Source organism: Halorubrum trapanicum, from assembly GCF_017873555.1.
Lineage (GTDB): Archaea > Halobacteriota > Halobacteria > Halobacteriales > Haloferacaceae > Halorubrum > Halorubrum trapanicum.
In genome coordinates, this window is record NZ_JAGGKE010000006.1 from 166,062 (window position 1) to 188,987 (window position 22,926).

Consider the following 22,926-nt stretch of genomic DNA (forward strand, 5'->3'; position numbering starts at 1 on the left):
CAAAATAGTATTTCGGTGGTTGTCGAGTGTTCACGGCGTGATACAGCCGATCAGGCGCTGTTGATGACCCTCTGTCTCCCGATCGCTCCGCTCACGGCGGTCCCGCCGAAAGCGTTCCGGCGGGGACGACGATCGGCTGGGGACTCCCCGCGGTCAGAACGCGCTCTCGCCGACCGTCTTCCGGTAGGTCGCTCGCCCGGTGTGGGTCGCGTCGTCCCACGACTCCACGTCGACGATGATCCGGGTGTCGACCGCGTCCACCGGCGCGCCCTCGATCCGCAGCGTCGAGTCGCCGATTCGGGCGACGTGGTCGCCGTCCCCCTCGCCGGTCACCATCACTTCGAGGGCGTTGCCCGCCGCGTAGTCCGGCGTCGACCCCCGGAACGACCAGCCCGCGAGGAACTTGTCGAAGACGCTCATGCGCGCGACACCTCCTCGGAGACGCGGTCGGGAATGTACTCCCGCCCGAAGCCGGTGATCGCGGCGAGGACGAATATCGCCACGAGGAACCAGCCGTGGAAGACGTACGGGACGACCTCGATCGGGTTGACGACCATCTCGGAGCCGTACTGGGCGCCGAGACCGTCGGGACCGACCATCACCTGGTACCCCACCAGCACGCCGCCCGCCCACGGGAAGATGTAGCCGAGCGCGGAGGTGTTCGCGTCGAGGATGTTCGCCCGCCGGTAGCCGTTGATGTTGAACTTCTCGCCGATCCGGGCGACGTACGGGGCGATCGCGATCTCCGCGGCGGTGTTGATCGTGATCATCCCGTTGATCGTCGCGGTGCCGAGGACCATCGTCAGCTCGGCCCGGCGGACGGTGGTCGCGACGGAGTTCAACAGGAACTCCAGGATCGCCTCGAAGCCGCCGCCGCGGATCATGATCTGCGCCATCGACACGATCAAAAGCGTCAACACGATGAGCGGGAAGAAGCCGGTCGCGCCCGTGTAGAGGCTCCCGCCAACGCCCGTGGTCTCGCCGACCGCGACGAACGGGAGCGCGGTGAACGTCCCGGCCTCGCTCACGGTGAACACGAGGATGTCGCTCACCGACGAGAGTCCGAACAGGAGGTTGAACGCGACGGCGACGACGATCCCCCACGAGATCGCCTCGACGATGTGCCGGCCCGCGACCGCCGTCGCGATCACGACGCCCATCGAGATCAAGTGGACCAGCCCCGGCGCGGCCGCGTCGAGTTCGGCCGCGCCCTCGAGGCTCGCGCCCGGCAGCACCGAGCCCATGATCAGATAGGCGACGAACGCGGGAACCGCGGCGAGGATCGCGTACTTGAACCGCGAGGCGACGACGCCGCCGATGTCGGCGTCCTGCGTCACCGCGCTCACGATGGTCGTGTCGCTGACGGGCGCGAGGTTGTCGCCGAAGACGGCGCCCGAGAGGATCGCGGCGAACAGCAGCACCGGGTTCGCGCCGAGGAGGACCCCGGCCGGGAAAAAGAGGGTCACGAACGCGATGGTGGCGCCGTACCCCGTCCCGATCCCGGTCGCGAGCAGTCCACAGAGAACGAACGCGGCCGCCGGGAACGTCGCCCCGCCCACGTTCAACGCGTCGGCGGCGTAGATGAGCCCGTTGACGAACCCGCCGACCTGTAGCGTGTCGGCGAACATCCCGGCCCACAGCCACGCGACGATCGCCGTGGCGGCGACGCGCTGGGTCATCCCCTCGAAGATGGTGTCCGCGTACGTCTTCCAGTTCCCGCGCACGAAGAACATCCCGAGGATCGTCCCGATCAGTGCCCCGATCACCAGCCCGTCCGCGCCGCCGACCCCGAGGACCCCGCTCTGGAAGATCGCCCAGCAGATGAAGAAGACGAGCGGGACCGTGCTCGCCCACTTGCCGCCGCGGAACTCGATCCGTGGGCCGTCGTCCCGCTCGTCATCGACGCCGAACTCGCTGCCGTCGGGCGGCTCCCCGCCGTCGGTCGCGGGCGGGGACGCGTCTCTCGTTTCGGTCATCTGTCGTTCACACGCCTCCGCATACTGACAACCTACCTAAACCTTCGTTTCCGGGGATATTTCGCCCGGAACAAAAACGGACGGCGCGGAACGACCCCGCAAACGGGGTGGGTGTGCGGACGCGTCCGCCGTTTCGGGCCACAAGAACACGCTTAAGAACCCCGGCGACGACGGCTCATACGGGAACAGCACAGCTGCAGATCCGACGTGCTGGGGGTCTTTTCGCCCTCGGCTTGGGAATGTAGCAGTGCGCCGACGCCTCCGGCGTCGCGGTCGGGCGGTCCGCTCGCGCGGACCGTCCGCTCGGATCGCTCGGTCCGCGAGCGGTCCGTAGCCGCGCCGCGCGGAGTCGCGGTCACGTTGCGGTTGTGCCGTTCCAATTTCAGACAATGGCACGAATGCACACGCGCCGTCGCGGTTCGTCCGGTTCGGACAAGCCGGCGACGGACGAGACCCCGGAGTGGAGCGACGTCGACGCCGAGGACATCGAGTCCCGCGTCGTCGAACTGGCGGAGCAGGGCCACGACCCCAGCGTCATCGGCCTCAAGCTGCGCGACGAGGGCGTCAAGGGCGTCCCGATCCCGGACGTGAAGCTGGCGACCGGGAAGAAAGTCACCGAGATCCTCGAGGAACACGACGCCGACGCCGACATCCCCGAGGACCTCCGCAACCTCATGTCGCAGGCGATCCGCCTGCGCGAGCACATGGAGGAGAACGGGCAGGACCACCAGAACAAGCGCGCGCTCCAGAACACGGAGTCGAAGATCCGCCGCCTCGCGAACTACTACCGCGGCGACGAGATCGACGAGGAGTTCACGTACACCTACGAGAACGCCGTCGAGTACCTCGAGGAGTAACGCGGCTTAACGCGGCGACAGATTATACGTCCACCCACCCATGACCGAAGCGACGTCCGCCACGCCCGCCCCCGACGCGCTCGCCGGCGTCCTCGCAGACGCGCCGTTCGTCCGGCTCGTCGCGACCGACGACGGCGACGCGCTCGCGGCCGCGGGGCTGCTCGCGCGAGCGCTCCGAGCGACGGGCACGCCGTTTCAGGCGCGCGTCGACCCCGACCCGGTCCCCGACGACGTCGACGACGGCGTCGCGGTGACCGTCGGCGTCGACCGCGGCCCGCACGCGCTCGACGGCGGGGGGCAGCCGGCCAGCGCGGCGGCCTTCGCGGTCGCCCGCGCGCTCGGCGTCGAACCCGATCCGGTCGTCGCGCTGGCCGGCGTCGTCGCGGCCGGGTCGATCCCCGGCGCCGACGGCTCCGGCGACGCGCTCGACGCCGCGGAACGGGCCGGCCGTGTCGAGCGGCGGCCCGGCGTCGCGCTTCCGGTCTCCGGTGGAAACGCGGACGGCGACGAGACCGACGGCGCGGACGCCGCGCCCTCGCGCGCCGAGGCCCTCGCGGCCTCGACGCTCGCGTCGACGCGGTACTCCGGCGACCCAGAGGCGGCGCGCGACGCGCTCGCCCCGCTGGGACTGCCGGCCGACCCCGACGCCGACGACCGCCGGCGCTTCGCGTCGCTGGTCGCGGTCGACGCGGTCGACGGCGACGACGCCAGCGATCGCGCGGCCTCGGCGGTCGAGCGCGCACTCCGCCCGTACGCGACCGACGGCCCGTTCGAGACGGTCGGCGGCTACGCCGACGTGCTCGACGCGCTCGCCCGGGAGGCGCCCGGGACGGGCATCTCGCTCGCGCTCGCGAGCGACCCGGACGCGTCGCTCCGGACGGCCGCGCTCGACGCGTGGCGCCGCCACGGACTGGCGGCCCACCGCGCGCTCGACGCCGCGACTGTTGGCCGGTACGACGGCTGCGTCGTCGCCCGCGTCGACGCGTCTCCGACGGTCCTGCCGACGGTCGCCCGGCTCGTCCGGGACTTCCGATCGCCGGAGCCGGTCGCGGTCGCGCTCGACGAGAGCGCGGGGCGGCTCGCGGCCGCCGCGACCGCCGGCGGTGGGCGCGCAGCGGGCGACGCGGTCGCCGGTGGGGGCCGCGCAGCGGGCGACGCGGCCGCCGACCCGATCGGACTCGGCGACGCCTGCCGGACCGCCGCCGGCGAGGTCGGCGGCCGTGGCTGGGGGACCCCCCAACGCGGCGGGATCGCCGTCGAACCGGACGCGAGCGATACGGGCGACCCCGACATCACGGCGGCGCTGGCCGCGCTCCGGGAGGCGATCTGAGATGATCGACGACGCCGCGCCGTCGCCCGCGAACGACGCCGACCGGACCGCGACGGTCCGGACCGAGCACGCCGACGCCGCGACGGTCGCGGCCGCGCTCGGGCCGGACGAGACCGACTCGATGCGCACGCGCGTCGACGGCGACGTCGTCGCCTGTACCGTCGCGCGACCGACGACCGGGGGACTCCAGTCGACGCTGGACGACCATCTCGTGAACCTGCGCGTCGCCGACAGCGTCATCGAGCGCGGTCGGGCGCACGCCGACCGAGATTCGCCGCGAACCGACGCCGCGGACGCCGACTCCATCGACACTCTCGACTCCGCAGACGAACCGCAGACGACCGACACCGACACACAATCCGACACATGAGCGAACGATCCGTATCCAAGAGCAGAGAACAGAAGCGCTGGTACAACGTGCTGGCGCCCGAACAGTTCGACCGACAGGAGCTCGGCGAGACCCTCGCCGAGGAGCCCCAGCAGGTCGTCGGCCGCACGATCACGACGACCCTCGATCAGCTGACGGGCGACTCCAACGCGAACAACACGAAGCTGACCTTCAAGATCACCGACGTGGGCAGCGACTCGGCGTACACCGAGTTCATCAAGTACGAGCTGACGCGCGATTACCTGCGCTCGCTCGTCCGCCGCGGCGCCTCGAAGGTCGAGGCGTCGATCACGGTGCTGACGACGGACGACTACCGCGTCCGCGTCCAGCCCGTCGCCCTGACGACGAAGAAGGCCGATCGCTCGCAGGAGAAGGCGATCCGCCGCGTGATGATCGACAAGGTCCACGCCGCCGCCGAGGAGCGCACCTTCGAGGCGTTCGTCGACGCGATCGTCGACGGGAACCTCTCGTCGGCCATCTACGGCGACGCCAAGGAGATCTACCCGCTGCGCCGCGTCGAGGTCCAGAAGCTGACCCTCGAAGCGCGCCCGTCCGAGGTCGCCGCCGAGGAGGAGACCGCCGTCGACGTCGACGCCGACGAAGTCGCGGTCGACGCCGACGAGTAACGACTCGTCCGACCGACGCGACCCGTTTTGCGTTTATCGACCGCGTAGCGGCCGGGCCGTCGAGCCGCATCGCGCGGTCCCGCTGTCGAGCCGCATCGCGCGGTCCCACCGTCAGACATCCGAGACAGAGAGCGTCATCTGCCGGCGATACGGCTCGAATCCCCACCTCTCGTAGAACGCTGTCGCTCGCTCGTTATCGACGTCGAGTCGGAGTTCGCCGCAGTCGCGTTCGCGGGCGTCGGCGGCCGCGCGCTCCAGCAGGTCGGTCCGCGAGTCCGGAGTCGCGGTACGGATCCGCCACGTAGATGTCTCCAATCACGAGCCGGTCGGGGCGGTCGAACACCTCCGGGGCACTCGTCGACGCTCGTCGAGGGGAACGCCGCGAGATCGCGGTCCGGGTCGGGAACCCCGACCGGCGCGGGATCCTCGGGGTCGAGGCGTTCGGGGTCGGCGTCGCTGGGGTCGGCCTCCGGATCGACCGCGACGACCCACGTCCGACAGTCGTCGTTCTCGCGGAGCAGGTCGAGCCGGAACGCGGTCTCCGCCGCGATCAGTTCCTCGTCGGACCGGTCGGCGAGCGGCATACCCTTTCGGGTCGCGTGCGACTCGTCCGCGTCCGTCGATATCCCGGAGACGAAAGCTTGAAACGCCGCTCGCCCGACCTCTCGGGTATGGAACTGCGGGTCATCGAGAAGACCGACACGGAGCTCAACATCGAGATCGCGGGCGAGGATCACACGTTCATGAACGTGCTAAAGGGCGCCCTGCTGGAGTCGGAGGACGTTGCGGCCGCGACCTACGACGTGAACCCCGAGCAGTCGGGCGGCCAGACCGAGCCGGTCCTCACCGTCAAGTCGGAGGAGGAGGACCCGCTCGACGTGCTCGCGGACGCCGCCGAGTCGATCACCGAGCGCACGGACGCGCTGCGCGACGCGGTCCGCGCGGCCTGAGACGGTCCCTCTTTTCGTCCCGATCGGTCCCCGTCGCTTCTACCCGAGCGGCTACTCCCTGCCGAGCGGCCGCTTCCTCGCCGCGCGCTCGCCTCCGTGAGGGGCATACCTAAGTGCCGACTCCCGAAACGGAGGGGTATGCCGCCGAGCGTACTCATGCTGGGATGGGGGTTCCCGCCGAACATCACCGGCGGGCTGGACGTCCACGTCGGGGAACTGTTCACCGGGCTGCGAGACGACCTCGGCGTCGACGTCACGCTGGTGTTGCCCGCGGAGTTCGCCCCCGACGACGAGCCGGGACTCGAACCGGTCGAGACCGGCGAGGGCGACGTGGCGGCGCGCGTCGGCCAGCTCTCCGACCGGTTCGCCGCGCTCGCGCCCGACCACGACGTGGTCCACACGCACGACTGGTTCGGGTACGGTCCCGGCCGCGCCGCCGCCCGCGAGTCCGACGCCACCTGGGTCTCCTCGTTCCACTCGCTGGCGAGCGACCGCAACATCGACCCGCCGAGCCGAGAGGTCGAGACCGAGCGCCGGCTCGCGAACGCGGCCGACACGAACATCGCGGTCAGCGAGATCGTCCGCGAGGACATCCGGGAGCTGTACGACGCCGACTCGCGGGTCGTGTACAACGGCTTCTCGACGCCGAAGTTCTCCGGGAAGGACGTGCGCGCCGACCTCGGCATCGACGGCGAGATGCTGTTCTTCGTCGGCCGTCACACCGACCAGAAGGGGATCTCGCACCTCCTGTACGCGACCAAGAAGCTCCGCGGCCGCGACGCGACGCTCGTCGTCGGCGGGTCGGGCCACCAGACCGAGCAGCTGAAGCGGTTCGTCGAGCTGCTCGGCATCGAGGAGCGCGTCGAGTTCGTCGGCTACGTCCCCGAGGCGGAGCTTGGCGACTACTACGCCGCCTCGGACGCGTTCGTCTCGCCGTCGTACGCGGAGCCGTTCGGCATCACCATCACCGAGGCGCTGGAGGCGGGGACGCAGGTCGTCGCGACCCGCTCGGGCGTCGCCGAGGTGCTCCCCGACGACTGCCTCGTGGAGGTCGAGACGGACTCGGAGTCGATCGTCGACGGGATGATCGAGGCGCTCGACCGCGAGGAGCCGCCGCAGTACGAGCGCCGCGAGTGGGGCGCCGTCGCCGAGGACACGCTCGCCGTGTACGAAGACGTCGCGTAAGTTCCCCGGTCCCCGTCCCCCGCGACCGCAACGCGTTCAGTCCTCTCCGCCGCGGTACACGTCGAACTCCGTCACCGGCTCCGGGTGCGTGACCCGGAAGCCGTCGGCGGTCTCCATCACGCCGCGCGTGCTGCCGGTCGCCCCGCCGTACGGGCTCTCCTCGCCGCCCGCGCCGGCGCCCTGGTACGGCGAGGTGTACGGCGATCCGGACACCGGATCGTCGAACCCCTCGGGCGGGAGGTAGATCCGCTCGCCGTCGTCCGACCGCACGACGACGGCGACGTCTCGCGTGCCGGTCACGTCGATGACCGTGCGGTCCGCCGTGATCCGCGAGTCGACCTCGATGTCGGTGTCGTCCATGTGGCCTCCTGTGACCGGGAGCGGTTTAGCTGTGCCGGCGGGGCGCGCTGCTGTCCCGGCCGGACCGCCCCGGCGCACCGACGCCCCGGCAGAACGCGACGCGCCGCGGGAACCCCGTGGTGAATCCTTTTGTGCGGCCGCGCCGAACCTCGCTTCGATGGACGTCAACAGCCATGCCGAGGAGCTCGCCTCCGACCTCGGCGTCGACAAAGAGGAGGTCAAAGCCGACCTACAGAACTTACTGGAGTACAGCGTCCCCATCGACGAGGCGAAACAGAGCGTCCGCCGGAAACACGGCGGCGGTGGCGGCGGCTCCTCCCCCACGCCCGACGCCGTCGACGTCGGCGAGATCACGACGGACAACGACGGCGTGACGGTGACGGTCCGCGTGCTCACGCAGGGGACGCGCACGATCCGCTATCAGGGCGACGACCTCACGATCCGCGAGGGCGAGGTCGCCGACGAGACGGGCGTCATCTCCTACACCGCCTGGCAGGACTTCGGCTTCGAGCCGGGCGACTCGCTGACGATCGGCAACGCCGGCGTCCGCGAGTGGGAGGGAGAGCCGGAGCTAAACCTCAACGACTCGACGACCGTCGCCATCGCCGACGAGGCGGTCGCGGTCGACCGCGAGGTCGGCGGCGACCGCAGCCTCGTCGACATCGCGGCGGGCGATCGCGGGCGCAACGTGGAGGTCCGCGTGCTGGAGGTCGACGAGAAGACCATCTCCGGGCGCGACGGCGAGACGGAGATCCTCGAAGGGGTCGTCGGCGACGAGACCGCGAAGCTCCCGTTCACCGACTGGCAGCCCCGCTCCGAGATCGAGGCCGGCGCCGACCTCCGGATCGAGGACGTGTACGTGCGGGAGTTCCGCGGCGTCCCCTCGATCAACCTCACCGAGTTCTCGACGGTGACGCCGCTGCCCGATCCCGTCGAAGTCGCCGAGGACGCCCCCCGGCTCTCGGTCGCGGACGCCGTCGCCTCCGGCGGGATGTTCGACGTCGAGGTCGTCGGCAACGTCCTCGAGATCCGGGACGGCTCCGGACTCATCGAGCGTTGTCCGGAGTGCGGCCGCGTCGTCCAGAACGGCCAGTGCCGGAGCCACGGCGACGTCGACGGCGAGGACGACCTCCGCGTGAAGGCCATCCTCGACGACGGCACCGACACCGTCACCGTCGTCCTCGACGACGAGCTGACGGCCGAGGTGTACGGCGGCGACCTCGATGACGCCCTCGACGCCGCGAAGGACGCGATGGACAAGGAGGTCGTCGCCGACGACATCGCCGACTCGCTCGTCGGGCGCGCGTACCGCGTCCGCGGGAACCTCTCGGTGGACGACTACGGCGCCACCCTCGACGCGGACGAGTTCGAACTCGCGGACGACGACCCGGCCGAGCACGCCCGCGCCGCGCTCGCGGAGGTGGGCGAATGAGCGACGACGGGCCGGGCGCCCGGGAGGTCGCCTACCGGCTGTTCGCCGCCGAGTTCGACGACGCCTCGCTGTCGTACTCCGAGAGCGACGAGGAGCGCGCCCCCAACTACGTCGTCACGCCGACCGGCGCGCGGGTGAACCGCCTGTTCACGGCGGGCGTGCTCACCGAGGTCGAGCGCGTGAACGACGAGACGCGCCGCGGCCGCGTCGTCGACCCCTCCGGCGCGTTCGTCACCTACGCCGGCCAGTACCAGCCGGAGGCGCAGACCTTCTTGGAGCGCGCCGACCCGCCCGCGTTCGTCGCGCTCACCGGGAAGGCGCGCACCTTCGAGCCGGAGGACTCCGACCGCGTGTTCACCTCGGTCCGCCCGGAGAGCCTCAACGAGGTCGACGCCGACACCCGCGACCGCTGGGTCGTCTCCGCCGCGGAGGCCACCCTCGACCGCCTCGCGGTGTTCGCGACGGCGCTCGACTCCGACCTGCGGGGCGACGACCTCCGCGCCGGGCTGGAGGCGGGCGGCGCCCCCGCCCCGCTCGCGGCCGGGATCCCGAAGGCACTCGATCACTACGGCACCACGGCGGCCTACGCCGAGGCGGTCCGCCGGCTCGCGGTCGACGCCCTCGAGATGATCGCGGGCGACCGCGACGAGGTCCGCGCCCTCGACGTCGCCCCCGACGAGGGGGAGGCGACCGCGATCGGTCCGCTCCCGGACACCGACGTGACGATCGAGGAACCGGCCGCCACGACCGGAAGCGACGAGGTCTCGGAGGGGGAGTCCGTCTCCGAGCCGACCGCGGACGCCGAAGCCTCAGTCGACGACTCGGCTGAGCCGGCGACGGATGAGTCGACCGATACGGGAACCGACAAATCGACCGATACGGGAACCGGTTCTCCCGACGAGTCAGAACCCCTCACCGACGCGGACGATTCGGACGAGACGACCGACGTCGCTGACGCCGCCGATACTCCCGATGACGGCGGTCTCGGCGACTTCGACGCGACCGCAGACGACGCGGCCGCGACCACGGAAGACGACGCGGACGCGACCGCAGACGACGCGGCCGCGACCACGGAAGACGACGCGGACGCGACCGCAGACGACGCGGATACGACCACGGAAGACGACGCGGATGCGACCGCGGACCTCGATCCGGACGCGGACGCCGACGACATGTACCAGCTCGACGACGAGGAGCGCGAGGAGATCGAGTCCGAGTTCGGGACCGACTTCTCGACCGGGACCGAGGTCGACGAGCCCGGCGAGGCCGACATCGACGTGCCCGACCCCGAGGACCTCGCCGAGGAGTCTGTCGACGATTCCGCGGCGGCGGCGGACGCGGTCACCGGCGAGGGCGACGAGACCGAGACCGCCGACGCCTCCGAGTCGGCGGTCGAAACCGACGTGGAATCCGATTCCGACGGGGAGGTCGACGCCGACGAAGGGGGAGACGTCGACCTCGAATCCGCGGCGGTCGCGGCGATGGCCGACCTCGACGACGGCGACGGGGCGCCCCGCGAGGCGGTCGTCGAACGCGTCGCGGACGAGCGCGGCGTCGAGCCGGGCGCGGTCGAGGACGCCATCCAGGACGCGCTGATGAGCGGCCAGTGTTACGAGCCGGGAGACGGGCTGCTCAAGCCGATCTGATGGCGCGGGTCGAGCCGGTCGTCGGCGAGCCGGCGGCCGTGGCCGACCTCGACGGGGAACGCGCGCTGCTCGTCGCCGACGTCCACGCCGGCATCGAGGTTGGCCTGCGCTACGAGCGCGGCGTCGAACTGGACTCCCGCGCCGACGAGCGTCGCGAGCGGCTCTGTGACCTCGTCGTCGAGACCGACGCCGACCGGCTCGTGGTGCTCGGCGACCTCGCGCACCGGATCGGCGCGCCCGACGGCGACGAACGCGAGGAGCTGGAAACCCTGATCCGCGCCGTCACGGACCGAGTTCCGATGACGCTCGTCGAAGGGAACCACGACGCGGGCGTCGCGGCGGCGTTCGCCGCCGACCTCGACGTCATCGGCTCCGAAGGCGGGTTCCTCGGCGACGAGCCGACGTCCGGCGTCGCGGTCTGTCACGGCCACACGTGGCCCGACCCCGCACTCCTCGACGCCGACGTGGTGTGTACCGGCCACGAACACCCGCAGGTGCGGCTGGAGGACGCGGTCGGCGGCTCGCGCGTCGAGCGCGCGTGGCTCCGCGGCGAACTCGACCCGGCGGCGTTCGTGGAAGACGCCGGAGATGAGCGGGACGGTTCCGACCCGCCCGAAGACGACTCCGACCCGCCCGAACTTGTCGTCTTCCCGGCGTTCAACGAGCGGTCCGGCGGAACGTGGGTGAACGTCGAGGGACAGTCGTTCCTCGCGCCGTACCTCCCCGCGGCGCTGCCCGCCGCGGACGCGTACCTGCTCGACGGGACGCGCCTTGGAGATTATCGGCAGGTCTGAACCGCAGAAAACGAGTCCGCCTACTCCTCGACCGGCCGGAACCGGAACCCGTCCCACTCCTGGCTCTCCGGTTCGCGGATGCCGGCGCCCGGCTCCCGAAGCTCGTCGGCGTAGACCGGCTCGACGCGGTCGCCGATGTCGACGTCGAACTGCTCGTCGGCGTCGGCGTCGCCGCTCCCGGTCTCGGCTATCTGGCCGAGCGCGCGGACCGGCGGTCCGTCGTACCCGTCGCCCATCTCGAACTCGACGATCGCGAGGGTGTTCGGCTCGCGGACGCCCGGGGGCGTCGCGGTCGATGTCGTCCAGGTGACGACCCGGCCCTCGCGCTCGCGGAGGTCGACCGTCCCGACGCGCTCGGCGCCGTTCGGACCCACGGTGTGGGGCGGGTACGTGACGGTGCCGTCCGCGTACTCCGTCGCCTCGAAGGTCGGTTCGCCGCTGTTCCTCTCGTCGCTTCCGGTCGCGCTGTCGGCGTCGGTCTCGTTGTCGCTCATTGGCTTCCCTCCAAAACGGTGGTGGTCACGCAGTTCCCGAACCCGCCGACGTTGCAGGCGAGACCCGTGTCGGCCTCGACCTGTCGCGGCCCGGCGTCGCCCGTGACCTGCTTGAATATCTCGTACACCTGCGCGACGCCGCTGGCGCCGAGCGGGTGCCCCTTCGATTTGAGACCGCCGGAGGTGTTGATCGGGAGGTCGCCGTCGCGGTCGGTGACGCCCTCCTCGACCGCCTTCCACCCCTCGCCCTTCTCGAAGAAGCCGAGGTCCTCGCTCTGGAGGAACTCCAAGATCGTGAACATGTCGTGGAGTTCGGCCACGTCGACGTCGTCCGGGGAGATTCCGGCCATCTCGTAGGCGATATCCGAGGAGTCGACGACGCCGCCCATCGTCGTCGGGTCCGCGCGCTCGTGGACGACGTGCGTGTCGGTCGCGCCGCCGATGCCAGAAATCACGGCGTAGCTGCCGTCGGGCGCGTACTCCTCGGCGACGGACTCGGGACAGAACACGAGCGCCGCGGACCCGTCGGTGATCGGGCAGAAGTCGTACAGCCGGAGGGGGTCGGCGACGGTCGGCGAGTCGAGGACCGTGTCGAGGTCGACCTCCTTCTGAAACTGCGCGTGGGGGTTGTCCACGCCGTTAGCGTGGTTCTTCACCGCGACCTTCCCGAGGCTCTCGCGGGGCGCGTCGTACTCGTCGAGGTACAGGCGCGCGGTGAGGCCCGCAAAGGAGGGGAGCGTCACGCCCTGTTTGTACTCGACCGGGTGGGTGAGCGACGCGATCACGTCGGTCGCCTCCGCGGTCGTCCGGTGGGTCATCTTCTCGCCGCCGACGAGCATCGTGAGGTCGCTCGCGCCGGAGGCGACCGACTGCCACGCCGCGTACACCCCGGCGCCGCCCGACGAGGAGGTCTGGTCGATCCGCGCGGTGTAGGCCGGCTGCGCCGCGAGGTCGTGGGCGAGCGCGTTCGGGACGCCGGTCTGTCCCTCGAACTCGCCGCTGGCCATGTTCGAGACGTACAGGTGGTCGAGGTCGTCGCCGTCGACGCCGGCGTCGTCGAGCGCGGCCGCGCCCGCCTCCGCCAGCAGCTCCCGCACCCAGGCGTCGCGCTGCCCGAACCGGGTCATCGACGCGCCGACGATCGCTACGCGTTCCATATCGGTGGGTCCACCGCGGTCGCCTAAAACGTACCTCTCTGCGGTCGGCGACGGGTCGGCAGCGCCCGCCGCCGTCCCGATTACCCGTCGGACGGGGTGACCGCTACTCCGCGCGTCGTCCGCCGTGCCCCGGGTAGTCGCGCTCGAACCGCGACCCGATCTCCTCGCGGTCGAGTCGGATCACGACCGGGCGTCCGTGCGGACAGGCGTACGGGTTCTCGCAGGCGTCGAGCCGGTCGAGGAGGTCGACGACCCGCCCCTCGGTCAGCGAGGTGTTGCCCGTGACCGAGGGGTAGCAGGCGAGGTCGGCGAGCAGCTCGTCGACGGCGTCGACGACCGGGGCGTCGCCCGCGGCGGCGTCGTCGACCAGCGCGGACAGGGCGTCGCGCAGGAGGTCGGGGTCGAGCGCGGCGTCGAAGACGGCCGGGACCGCTGTCACCGAGACCGCGCGGTCGCCCGCCCGCTCGGCCCGGAAGCCGATCTCGGAGAGGTCGTCGACGAACTCCTCGAACAGCGCCGCCTCGCGGGCGGTCAGCTCGATTCGGACCGGCTCAGCGAGCGCCTGCGCGTCCGCGCCGTCCGCGAAGACAGCCTTGAGCCGCTCGTAGTTCACCCGCTCGTCGGCCGCGTGCTGGTCGATCAACACGAGGCCGTCCGGCGCCTCCGCGACGACGTACGTCTCGTGAAGCTGGCCGAGTATCCGCAGCGAGGGCAGCGAGTCGAACTCGCGCTCGCTCTCCGTCGCCTCGCCGTCGAGGGTCCGCTGTCGCGTCGCGGGGTTCGTTCGGGGGGTCGAGCGAGTCGCGTCCGACGGCGTCGTGCCCGATTGCGTCGCGTCCGATCGCGCCGTATCCGACCGCGCTTCCCGCGTCTCGGGTTCCGCTGCCGCGTCGTCGGTGGGTTCTGTCTCGGTCTCCTCGCCGATGTCTCGACTCTCGCTTCCGGCGACGCCGTCGTCGGTCGCCGGTCCCGCGTCGCGATCCGCGGAGTCGTCCTGCCAACTCCGGGGAGAGGGTCGAGGTTCGCCGTTCGCACCGTCGGTCGCGTCGTCGGTCGCACCGCTACCCAGATCGTCGACCGCCCACGCCGCGTCGTCGTCGGGGTCCAGTTCGGTCGGCGTCGCCGACTCTTCGGCGTCGGTCTCGATCGACATTTCGCCGCTTTCGGGCGCTCCGCCGGGCGTTCGCTCGGAATCGGCCGACTCGGCCGACTCGGTCGCCGTCGTCGGTTCGCGCCCCTCGCGCGCGGCGCGCTCGTGGTCCGTGTCCGCGCCCCCGACGGCCTCGTCGTCGGGCGTCTCCGGAGTGACGGCGGTCTCGGCGGGCGCCGACTGGCCGCGGGGCGCCGTCGACCGGATCAGGCCGTGGTCGAGGAGGGCGTCCTCGACGGCGGCCTCGACCGCCGAGCGGACCGCCGACTCCTCGTCGAAGCGCACCTCCAGCTTCCGGGGGTGGACGTTCACGTCGACGTCGCCGGCCGGGACCTCGACGAAGAGGACCGCGAACGGGTAGCGGTCGGGCGCCAGCTGCCCGCCGTAGGCGTCGAGGGTCGCCTCGCGGAGCGCGCTCGCGGTGACGTACCGTCCGTTGACGTACGTCGAGAGGTAATCGCGGGTCGAGCGCGCCGTCTCGGGGTGCGAGACCAGTCCCGTGACCCGCTCGACGGGGGCGTCGTCGTCGGCCCCTCCGTCCGCGTCGCCCTCGTCGGGCGTCCAGTCGACGTCGATCATCGACTCGGCCACCTCGCGGCCGTAGACGGCGAGGACGGCCGAGCGGAGGTCGCCGTTCCCCTCGGTCGCGAACGTCTCGCGGCCGTCGTGTTCCAGCGAGACCGCGACGTCCGGATTCGCCAGCGCGTAGCCGGTCACGACGGTGTTCACGTGGTCGAACTCGGTGGCGGTCCGCTTGAGGAACTTCTCCCGGGCGGGCGTGTTGAAGAAGAGGTCGTCGACCTCGACGGTCGTCCCCGCCGGACAGCCCGCGGGGCGGACCTCGCCCACCTCGCCGCCCTCGACGGCGATCTCCGCGCCGGCCTCGGCGTCCGGGGGGCGCGAGCGGACGGTGAGCCGGGAGACGGCGCCGACGGTGTACAGCGCCTCGCCGCGGAAACCGAGGGTCCCGACGCCGCGGTCGAGGTCCTCGATGTCGCCGATCTTCGAGGTGGCGTGTTCGGCGACGGCCGCCTCCAGCTGGTCTTCGGGGATGCCGACGCCGTCGTCGCGGACGCGGATCCCCTCGGTGCCGCCGGACTCGACCGAGACGGCGACGCGGCTCGCGCCCGCGTCGAGGCTGTTCTCGACCAACTCCTTCACGACGCTCGCGGGGCGCTCGACGACCTCGCCGGCCGCGATCCGCTGGACGGTCCGCTCGTCCAACCGCTCGATGTCTGGCGGCTCCATGCTTACCGTCCGTCGGACGAGCGCGCACTTCAAGCCGTTGTCGCCGGCGGCGACGCGAGGTGGACGGGTTCCCGGAGAAGCCGTCATTTACGAGTAAAACCACGTGGCGCGTGCCTTCGAGCGCCCTCAGGCGCGAGAAGCACGCGCGAGGGAGTCGGTCGCCCGAGCGAAGCGACGGGCGACCGACGAGGTTGGGGAGGCGTGAGGTGCTGTGCGGATGCGGTCGGGCGGGACTCAAAGGGGCAGCCGGGAGGACGAAGCACGGCGACGCAAGCACCGGAGCGAAGGAGCGGTAGCGACTGAGCGAGGAGCGCAGCGAGCCGCGCGAGTCCTCGCGGCTGGGGCTTTGGAAGTGTTCACGGTGGTAGCAACAGTTTTCGTACGAATGGCAGAACCCGCCGTGCCCGTCTCCGATTCAGAGAGAAAGTACGAACGATCGGTTCACACACCAGCGCCGAATCCTAAAACCGACCTCGATTACGCGACTGCGGCGGCAATCTCCTCGTCGGTGAGGAACACGTCCTCGCCCGTCTCGGCGTCGAACAGGTGGAGGTCCGCCTCCGCGAAGGTGACGCCGACCTCGTCGCCCGCCTTGGGCTGGACCTCCGCGGGCGACCGCGCGAGGAAGTCCTCGCCAACGCCGAGGTGGACATAGTTGTCGGAGCCGATCGGTTCGACAACCTCGACGGTCGCGGCCAGCGTCTCCTCGCCGGTCGGATTCTCGACGATCTCCATGTTCTCGGGACGGATTCCCAGCGTGTACGGGCCGCTTTCGAGGTCGTGGCCCGCGACGTACTCGCGGCTGAGCGAGAGCGCCAGCCCCGACTCCTCGTCGCGGATCGTCGCGGTCGTCCCGTCGGTCTCGACGTCGACGTGGAGGAAGTTCATCGACGGCGAGCCGATGAAGCCGGCGACGAACTCGTTGACCGGGTTCTGGTACACCTCTGTCGGCTCGCCGACCTGCTGGAGCTCGCCGTCGTTCAGGATGGCGAGGCGGTCGCCCATCGTCATCGCCTCCTCCTGGTCGTGGGTGACGTACATCGCGGTGACGCCGAACTCCTTCTGTAGCTTCTGGATCTCCGCGCGCATCTCCGTGCGGAGCTTCGCGTCGAGGTTCGAGAGCGGCTCGTCGAAGAGGAACACCTCCGGCTCGCGCGCGATGGCCCGGCCGAGCGCGACGCGCTGCTTCTGCCCGCCGGAGAGCTCGTCCGGCTTGTCGTCGAGGAGGTCCTCGATGCCCATCATCTCCGCCATCTCTCGGACCCGCTCGTGGCGCTCCGCCGTCGTCATCTCGGTGCTCATCTTCAGCCCGAACGCCATGTTCTCGCGGACCGTCTTGTGCGGGTACAGGGCGTAGTTCTGGAACACCATCGCGACCGGGCGCTCCTTCGCGTGGATGTCGGTCACGTCCTCGTCGTCGAAGCTGACGGTCCCGGAGGTCGGCTCTTCGAGTCCCGCCACCATCCGGAGGGTGGTCGTCTTCCCGCACCCGGACGGGCCGACCACGGTCACGAACTCCCCGTCGTCGATCTCCAGGTCGAGGTCGTCGACGGCGACGATGGTCCCCCTGTCGAACTCCTTCCGGAGCGTATCGAGCGTGACGCGTGCCATTTCCCTGAAGACTGGTCCGCTGGCATATGAGTTCTTTGCTGTTTTTCTGATATATGGTGAACTATCTCTTCTCAAATATCGCGTTCATCGGCAGCGACCGAAGCGACTGCCGAGCGACTCGATCGGCGGAGAGTTGATCCGGGTCGATCCGTATCAATCCGGATCGATCGGGATGTACCCCAAACACTAAATGTATGAAAATATAATTCATCATTTGTTCTGGCCACATGAACGAGAAACGTAGAACGCTGCTCAAGACGATGGGGGGATCGACTGCGCTCGCGGCGCTCGCGGGCTGTATCAGTACCGGTGGCGACGGCGGCGACGGTTCCGACAGCGGCAACGGGTCCGATGGCGGCGACGGGTCCGACGGCGGCGGCGGGAACTCCGGCTCCGCGCGGCTGTGGGCCGACCTCACCGACGCCGAGGACGAGGACATGGACGCGTACATCTCCGACTTCGAGGAGGAGTCGGGCTACATCATCAACAAGGAGGCGCCCGGCGGCGAGCTCGACCAGCAGCTCGAAACGGCGATTCCGGCCGGCGACGGCCCGGATTCGTGGATCTGGGCGCACGACTGGGTCGGCCGGTTCGCGGTCCGTGAGGACCCGCCGTTCCTGTACGACGCGAGCGACGACGTCGATGTCTCACTCGACAGCTACACCGAGACCGCACAGCAGGCGGCCCAGTTCGACGGCGGGCTCTACGGCCTGCCGTTCGCGTCCGAGACCGCCGCGCTGTACTACAACGCGGACATGGTCGAGGAGCCGCCGGAGACGCTGGAGGAGATGGTTTCGGTCATGGAGGAGCACCACGATCCTGAAAACGGCCAGTACGGGCTCTCCTTCCCGGGCGTCGACCCGTACCAGGCGAGCGGGTTCATTCAGGCCTACGGCGGCGACCTCTTCGACGAGGAGAACCTGGAGGTCACCGTCGACAGCGACGCGTGTAAACGGGGGATGGACGCGCTCGAAACCCTCTACGAGTACATGCCCGCCGACCCGGGCTACGAGTCGCAGATCGTCGCGTTCTCGGACGGGCTCGCGCCGTTCGCGATCAACGGTCCGTGGGAGCTCGGCAACCTCCAGAGCGAGGTCGACAACCTCGGCGTCACGACGCTGCCGACCGTCGACGGCAACAACCCGCGCTCGTACTCCGGCGTCCAGCTGTTCTACTTCAGTTCGATGCTGGCCGACGCGGACCAGTCGACGGTCGACGCCGCGACCGGACTCGCCGAGTGGTACACGACGAACCCGGAGATCATCCGGAGCAACGCCGAGTCGCAGGGGTACATTCCGGTCCTCGGCGAGGTCGTCGAAAGCGGCGACGTCGCGGACGAGGTCCAGGCGTTCGCCCAGCAGGTGGAACACGGCGTCCCGATGCCGAGCCACCCCGACATGGACAGCGTCTGGACGCCCGTGACGGACGCGTTGGAGCGCGTCTTCAACGGCGACCAGGAGAGCGACGCCGCGCTCGACCAGGCCGCCTCCGAGATCCGGGAGGCGCTGTAGGCACCCTCCGGAGCGATGGCCTCTTCGCAACCCGGAACCGGCGTGAGCGGACTGGGTCGCCTGCGCTCGGCGCTGCCCTTCTCCAGTCGCGACTGGGGACTGCTGTTGGTCGCGCCCGGCGTCATCCTCTTTTCGAGCTTCATGCTGTACCCCATCTTCTATCTCTTCTACATCTCGCTCACCGACGCGACGTTCGCCGGGTCGGTGATCGGGGGCGGCGCCGAGCTGATCGGGCTGGAGAACTACGTCCAGCTGATCGGCGACTCGCAGTTCAAGACGTCGATGATCACGACGTGGCTGTTCGTCGCCGTCTCGCTCGTGATCAAGGTGTTCCTCGCGGTGGGGATCGCCCTCCTCTTGAACCACGCCCGCGTCGCCGGGAAGCGGTACATGCGCGCGGCGGTGATCGTCCCGCTGGGGTTCCCCGGCATCTTCACGATCACCGTCTGGCGCGGGATGTTCAGCGACGCGCGCTACGGCGTGTTCAACACGATACTGGGCCGATACAACGAGTTCATGTCGTCGCTGTCGGCGCCCGAGCTGCTCCTGTTCGACGTGCCGATCGGCTTCCTCAGCGGCCGTTGGGAGGCGTTCTTCGCGTACGTCACCACGGAGGTGTGGCTGGCGTACCCGTTCATGGTTATCATCATCGTGAGCGCCTTACAGGACGTTCCCCGGTCGCTCCACGAGGCGGCGATGGTCGACGGCGCGGGCGCACTCCAGCGGTTCCGCACCGTGACCGTACCCGCGATCAAGGGACCGGTGCTTTTCGCGTCGATCCTCACGGCCGCGACCTCCTTCCAGCAGTTCCTGATCCCGTGGGTGTTCAACCAGGGGGGACCGTCGCGACAGAACGAGCTGATCATCGTGTACGGCTACCGCGAGGCGATCACGTTCAATCAGTTCGGCCTGTCGGCCGCGATCTTGATCGTCGGCATCGCGTTCGTCGGGCTGTTCATGTTCGTCGCCGTGCGCTACGGCGGTCTCGCCGAGGGGGTGGGTGACGAATGAATCCCCTCGGCTCCGCGGCCGCGCTGGTCGCTTCCGCGGCCGCGCTGGTCCGCTCGAAGCTGGTCGCGCTCGCGACCGCGCCGAAGCGGTTCTCCGTGATGATCCGGCGAGCGGTTTACGACGTTCGCACGGGGAAGCGTACGTCGTGGGACGTGACGAAGAGCGTCCTGATGACCCTGTTCGGACTCGCGATGGTGCTCGTGCTGCTGTTCCCGCTGTTCTGGATCACGAGCGCGTCGCTCGCGGAGGGGTCGCGGCTGTTCAACACGAGCGGCATCTTCCCGGACCCGTCGACGTACAACCTCGGCGCGTACCGGTGGGTGATCTTCGAGTCCGACTTCTTCTTCGTCGACGGCGACTGGGGGTACCCCCAGCTCGTCATCGGCGGCGGCGGCGGACTTCTCCCCTTCAGCTTCCGGTGGGCCGGCACCGAGACCGGCCCCGGCGCGCTGTTCAACAGCCTCTACATCGTCAGCGTGACGCTCGCGGCCGGCTTCGGAATGATCGTCCCGGCCGCGTACGCGTTCTCGCGCCGGCAGTTCGTGGGCCGCAAGCGGATCCTCTACGGCTACGTCCTCTTCACCCAGATCGGCGCCGGGCTGTCGATCGCGACGCTCGTGGCGCTGTACTCGCTGTTCAGCACCTACGGACTCACGAACAACCTGTTCGTCCTCGGGCTGTTCTACGCCGCGTCGGCGATCCCGTTCAACACGTGGCTGCTGAAGACGTACATGGACAACATCCCCGTCTCCTACGAGGAGGCGGCGATGGTCGACGGCGCGAGCTTCCTCGACACGATCCGGGAGGTGATCCTCCCGCTGACGAAGCCGGGACTCGCGGTCGTCCTGATCTTCGTCTGGCTCGCCGGCTGGAACGAGTTCATCATCGCGCAGACGCTGCTCCGCCCCGAGAACTATCCCCTCTCGGTGGAGCTGTACAACATCGCGACCGAGGGCCGGTTCTCGACGCCGTGGACGCGGTTCGCGGCGTTCGCGAACCTGTTCGCGCTGCCGGTCGCGATCGTCTACTTCGCGGCCCAGCGCTCCGTCGAGGACGGCCTCTCGTTCGGCGGGATGGAAGGGTAGTCGCGTCGTCCGGTCCCTCCGAAATCCACTCTTTCGATTCCGACGACTCCTGCCCCGGCGAGAACGGGTACTCAAACTCCGTCCAACTGAACGGGGTAAAACACACAATCGATCACTGTCTCACCAACGATGTCATCGACGCGATGCTCGCCGGGGCGGGTGTCGCACAGATCGCCGCGATCCTCACCGGAGGACCGGTGAACGCACCCGCGTTCGTGATCAGCGAATGCGCGGCTGTCCTCTTGGCGACCGGCTGGCAGATTGTCGACAACAACGCGGAGGGGGAAAGAGTTCAGATCGTCGTGTTCTTCCCCAACGTCATCGGCGTTCCCGGTATCGATCCTCAGTGAGGCGACGCGACGTGTCCTGACTGTACCCAAGACTTATGACTCGCAAAGCAAGGGGCTGAATCATGTTGAACAAAGTTGGAAAATACCTGTATCAGGCGTCCGATCCGGACCCGCGGGCGCTGAAAATCGTCGCGGTCAGTTCGGCGTTCATCCTGTTCCTGTTCGCCTCGGACCCGCTCCCGGGGAACCGGTACTACGTCGTCGGCCTTCTCCTGACGACTCTGGCCCTCGCGGCCGCGATACTCCTTCTCTTTGCCAAGTAGTGGCGGTCCGCGTCGCGACCGCCGTCCCTTCTCTCCCGCATCACCGCTCGCAGTCCTCGGCCTCCGCTCCGATCAGTCCGCGGCGTTCGGGCTCGGAGCCTCGCCGCCGAGCCGGTCGCGGTCGTGGGCGGCCTCGAAGTCGAGGTCGGGCCCGCGCGCGATGATCCCCGACGGGGTCACGTCCGGGTGCGTGGTGTAGTAGTGCTCTTTGATGTGGTCCATGTTCACCGTCTCCGCGACGCCCTCGGTCTGGTAGAGGTCGCGCAGGTACGGCCAGAGGTTCTCGTACTGGTGGATGAACTTTCGGTTGCACATGAAGTGCGTGTGGTACACCTGATCGAAGCGGATCAGCGTGGTGAACATACAGATGTCCGCCTCGGTGAGCGAGTCGCCGACGAGGTACCGCCGGTCCGCGAGCCGCTCGTCGTAGCGGTCGAGCGCGTCGAAGAGGTCGTCTATCGCCTCGTCGTAGGCCTTCTGTGAGGTGGCGAAGCCGGCGCGGTAGACGCCGTTGTTGATCGGCTCGTAGATGTCCGTGATCACCTCGTCGACGTCCGTGACGGTCGCGTCGTCGCTCTCGTCGGGGAGCAGCGAGACGCCGTTCCCGAGGTCCGCGAACGCGGTCGAGAGCATCCGGAGGACCTCTCGCGACTCGTTGTTGACGATGGTCTCTTCGTCTTTGTCCCACAGCACGGGAACCGTCACCCGGCAGGTGGCGTCGGGGTCGGCCGCGACGTACAGCTCTCGGAGGTAGTCGCTGTCGTGGAGGTGGTCGCGCGTGCAGCCCTCCTTCTCCGGGGTGAACTGCCAGCCGCCCTCGTCGCGGTACGGGTCGACGACCGAGACGCTGATCGCGTCTTCGAGGCCGAGCAGCGACCGCGCGAGCAGCGTCCGGTGCGCCCACGGGCACGCGTACGAGACGTACAGGTGATACCGGCCGGCCTCCGGCTGGAAGCGCTCGTCCGGCTCGGCGTCGACGTGGTCGGGCACGTCGCTGCCCGCGATCCAGTTCCGGAAGGTGGTCTCGCCGCGCTGGAACGCCCCCTCCTCGTCGGTCGTTTCGTAGGTGTCCGTGCGCCACTCGCCGTCGACGAGCTGATTCATACGCAGTAGTTGGGCTTCGGTCCCTATAACGTGGGCGGGGACACGCGTGTCACCCGTTTACGTTGTATATACTGAGCGTTCCTGATCTGCCCGGTTGCGGTCGGTCGCGTGCGGATCGACCATGACTACCTCCAAAGCCCCAGCCGCGAGGACTCGCGCACCTCGTTGCGCTCCTCGCTCGTTCGCTCCGCTCACTCGCTGCGGTGCTTACATCGGTGTGCTTCGTCCTCGCGGCTGCCCCTTTGAGTCCCACCCCGCACAGCACCTCGCGCCTCCCCAGCCTCGTCGCGGGGGGGGGGGGCCCCCCCCCCCCCCCCCCCCCCGGGGGCCCCCCCCCCCCCGGGGGGGGGGGGCCCCCCCCCCCCCCGGGGTGTTTTAGTGGGGGGGGCCCGGGGGGT

At 69.7% G+C, this 22,926-nt stretch carries 22 protein-coding genes and 1 pseudogene; 14 read left to right on the forward strand and 9 right to left on the reverse strand.

Going from position 1 to position 22,926, the window contains the following annotated elements:
• Window positions 1–153 precede the first annotated feature (153 nt).
• Window positions 154–420: a DUF7513 family protein gene (locus tag J2744_RS08795; RefSeq protein WP_209546851.1), complete on the reverse strand. Its 267-nt coding sequence runs from the start codon at window positions 418–420 to the stop codon at window positions 154–156.
• Window positions 417–1,976: a Na+/H+ antiporter NhaC family protein gene (locus J2744_RS08800; RefSeq protein ID WP_209546854.1), complete on the reverse strand. Its 1,560-nt coding sequence runs from the start codon at window positions 1,974–1,976 to the stop codon at window positions 417–419. Before J2744_RS08800 ends, J2744_RS08795 begins: the two co-directional genes overlap by 4 nt.
• A gap of 389 nt (window positions 1,977–2,365) precedes the next feature.
• Here J2744_RS08800 and J2744_RS08805 point away from each other — a divergent pair, with 389 nt between their 5' ends.
• Genes J2744_RS08805 through J2744_RS08820 form a run of 4 tightly spaced genes read left to right on the forward strand, consistent with a single transcriptional unit; the run spans window position 2,366 to window position 5,177 of the window.
• The gene (locus tag J2744_RS08805; RefSeq protein WP_209546857.1) at window positions 2,366–2,833 is read left to right on the forward strand and encodes a 30S ribosomal protein S15; all 468 of its coding nucleotides are present in this window, start codon (window positions 2,366–2,368) and stop codon (window positions 2,831–2,833) included.
• A gap of 40 nt (window positions 2,834–2,873) precedes the next feature.
• Window positions 2,874–4,163 (forward strand): exonuclease RecJ, encoded by a 1,290-nt coding sequence (locus tag J2744_RS08810; protein WP_209546859.1) that lies wholly within the window; start codon window positions 2,874–2,876, stop codon window positions 4,161–4,163.
• Window position 4,164: 1 nt separating this feature from the next.
• Complete coding sequence (locus J2744_RS08815) at window positions 4,165–4,533, forward strand: KEOPS complex subunit Pcc1 (RefSeq protein WP_209546861.1); 369 nt, start codon at window positions 4,165–4,167, stop codon at window positions 4,531–4,533.
• On the forward strand, window positions 4,530–5,177 hold the full coding sequence (locus tag J2744_RS08820; protein WP_209546863.1) for a 30S ribosomal protein S3ae: 648 nt from the start codon (window positions 4,530–4,532) through the stop codon (window positions 5,175–5,177). The genes J2744_RS08815 and J2744_RS08820 overlap by 4 nt, the downstream gene beginning before the upstream one ends.
• 111 nt (window positions 5,178–5,288) lie before the next feature.
• Here the strand turns inward: J2744_RS08820 and J2744_RS08825 are convergent.
• A pseudogene (locus tag J2744_RS08825) lies at window positions 5,289–5,791 on the reverse strand (GNAT family N-acetyltransferase); the annotation flags it as partial.
• A 57-nt stretch (window positions 5,792–5,848) separates the two neighbouring features.
• Here J2744_RS08825 and J2744_RS08830 point away from each other — a divergent pair.
• Entirely contained in the window at window positions 5,849–6,127 is a 279-nt protein-coding gene (locus tag J2744_RS08830) for a DNA-directed RNA polymerase subunit L (RefSeq protein WP_209546865.1), read from the forward strand.
• A 156-nt stretch (window positions 6,128–6,283) separates the two neighbouring features.
• Window positions 6,284–7,312 (forward strand): glycosyltransferase family 4 protein, encoded by a 1,029-nt coding sequence (locus J2744_RS08835; RefSeq protein ID WP_209546903.1) that lies wholly within the window; start codon window positions 6,284–6,286, stop codon window positions 7,310–7,312.
• Window positions 7,313–7,348: 36 nt separating this feature from the next.
• On the opposite strand, the gene J2744_RS08840 is transcribed toward J2744_RS08835, so the two are convergent.
• Window positions 7,349–7,672, reverse strand: coding sequence for a DUF7510 family protein (locus J2744_RS08840; RefSeq protein ID WP_209546867.1), 324 nt, complete (start codon window positions 7,670–7,672; stop codon window positions 7,349–7,351).
• A gap of 157 nt (window positions 7,673–7,829) precedes the next feature.
• Here J2744_RS08840 and J2744_RS08845 point away from each other — a divergent pair, with 157 nt between their 5' ends.
• The 3 genes from J2744_RS08845 to J2744_RS08855 are packed head-to-tail and all read left to right on the forward strand — an operon-like array spanning window position 7,830 to window position 11,544.
• Window positions 7,830–9,104 carry a Single-stranded DNA binding protein gene (locus J2744_RS08845; protein ID WP_209546869.1) on the forward strand — a complete coding sequence of 425 codons (1,275 nt, stop codon included), beginning with the start codon at window positions 7,830–7,832 and terminating at the stop codon, window positions 9,102–9,104.
• The gene (locus J2744_RS08850) at window positions 9,101–10,750 is read left to right on the forward strand and encodes a hypothetical protein (protein WP_209546871.1); all 1,650 of its coding nucleotides are present in this window, start codon (window positions 9,101–9,103) and stop codon (window positions 10,748–10,750) included. Before J2744_RS08845 ends, J2744_RS08850 begins: the two co-directional genes overlap by 4 nt.
• The gene (locus tag J2744_RS08855) at window positions 10,750–11,544 is read left to right on the forward strand and encodes a metallophosphoesterase (RefSeq protein WP_209546873.1); all 795 of its coding nucleotides are present in this window, start codon (window positions 10,750–10,752) and stop codon (window positions 11,542–11,544) included. Before J2744_RS08850 ends, J2744_RS08855 begins: the two co-directional genes overlap by 1 nt.
• A 20-nt stretch (window positions 11,545–11,564) precedes the next feature.
• Here J2744_RS08855 and J2744_RS08860 read toward each other — a convergent pair whose 3' ends face one another.
• The 4 genes from J2744_RS08860 to J2744_RS08875 form a co-directional block, all read right to left on the reverse strand.
• Window positions 11,565–12,038, reverse strand: a complete 474-nt coding sequence (locus J2744_RS08860) for a Zn-ribbon domain-containing OB-fold protein (RefSeq protein ID WP_209546875.1) — start codon at window positions 12,036–12,038, stop codon at window positions 11,565–11,567.
• A complete protein-coding gene (locus J2744_RS08865) occupies window positions 12,035–13,195 on the reverse strand; it encodes a thiolase family protein (RefSeq protein WP_209546877.1) in 1,161 nt (386 codons plus the stop codon). Before J2744_RS08865 ends, J2744_RS08860 begins: the two co-directional genes overlap by 4 nt.
• A 103-nt stretch (window positions 13,196–13,298) precedes the next feature.
• Window positions 13,299–15,593, reverse strand: coding sequence for a DNA mismatch repair endonuclease MutL (mutL, locus tag J2744_RS08870; protein ID WP_209546879.1), 2,295 nt, complete (start codon window positions 15,591–15,593; stop codon window positions 13,299–13,301).
• A 477-nt stretch (window positions 15,594–16,070) separates the two neighbouring features.
• On the reverse strand, window positions 16,071–17,204 hold the full coding sequence (locus J2744_RS08875; protein ID WP_209546881.1) for an ABC transporter ATP-binding protein: 1,134 nt from the start codon (window positions 17,202–17,204) through the stop codon (window positions 16,071–16,073).
• A 227-nt stretch (window positions 17,205–17,431) separates the two neighbouring features.
• Between J2744_RS08875 and J2744_RS08880 the strand changes: the two genes are divergently transcribed.
• From J2744_RS08880 to J2744_RS08900, 5 genes are all read left to right on the forward strand, one after another.
• The gene (locus J2744_RS08880; RefSeq protein ID WP_245203277.1) at window positions 17,432–18,715 is read left to right on the forward strand and encodes an extracellular solute-binding protein; all 1,284 of its coding nucleotides are present in this window, start codon (window positions 17,432–17,434) and stop codon (window positions 18,713–18,715) included.
• 15 nt (window positions 18,716–18,730) lie between these two features.
• Window positions 18,731–19,726 carry a carbohydrate ABC transporter permease gene (locus J2744_RS08885; RefSeq protein ID WP_209546883.1) on the forward strand — a complete coding sequence of 332 codons (996 nt, stop codon included), beginning with the start codon at window positions 18,731–18,733 and terminating at the stop codon, window positions 19,724–19,726.
• Window positions 19,723–20,811 (forward strand): sugar ABC transporter permease, encoded by a 1,089-nt coding sequence (locus tag J2744_RS08890; protein WP_209546885.1) that lies wholly within the window; start codon window positions 19,723–19,725, stop codon window positions 20,809–20,811. Before J2744_RS08885 ends, J2744_RS08890 begins: the two co-directional genes overlap by 4 nt.
• A gap of 143 nt (window positions 20,812–20,954) precedes the next feature.
• Window positions 20,955–21,161 (forward strand): hypothetical protein, encoded by a 207-nt coding sequence (locus J2744_RS08895; protein ID WP_209546887.1) that lies wholly within the window; start codon window positions 20,955–20,957, stop codon window positions 21,159–21,161.
• A gap of 62 nt (window positions 21,162–21,223) precedes the next feature.
• Window positions 21,224–21,424 carry a hypothetical protein gene (locus J2744_RS08900; protein ID WP_209546889.1) on the forward strand — a complete coding sequence of 67 codons (201 nt, stop codon included), beginning with the start codon at window positions 21,224–21,226 and terminating at the stop codon, window positions 21,422–21,424.
• A gap of 72 nt (window positions 21,425–21,496) precedes the next feature.
• Here the strand turns inward: J2744_RS08900 and J2744_RS08905 are convergent, their stop codons facing one another.
• Window positions 21,497–22,528, reverse strand: coding sequence for a glutathione S-transferase family protein (locus tag J2744_RS08905; RefSeq protein WP_209546891.1), 1,032 nt, complete (start codon window positions 22,526–22,528; stop codon window positions 21,497–21,499).
• Window positions 22,529–22,926: the final 398 nt, after the last annotated feature.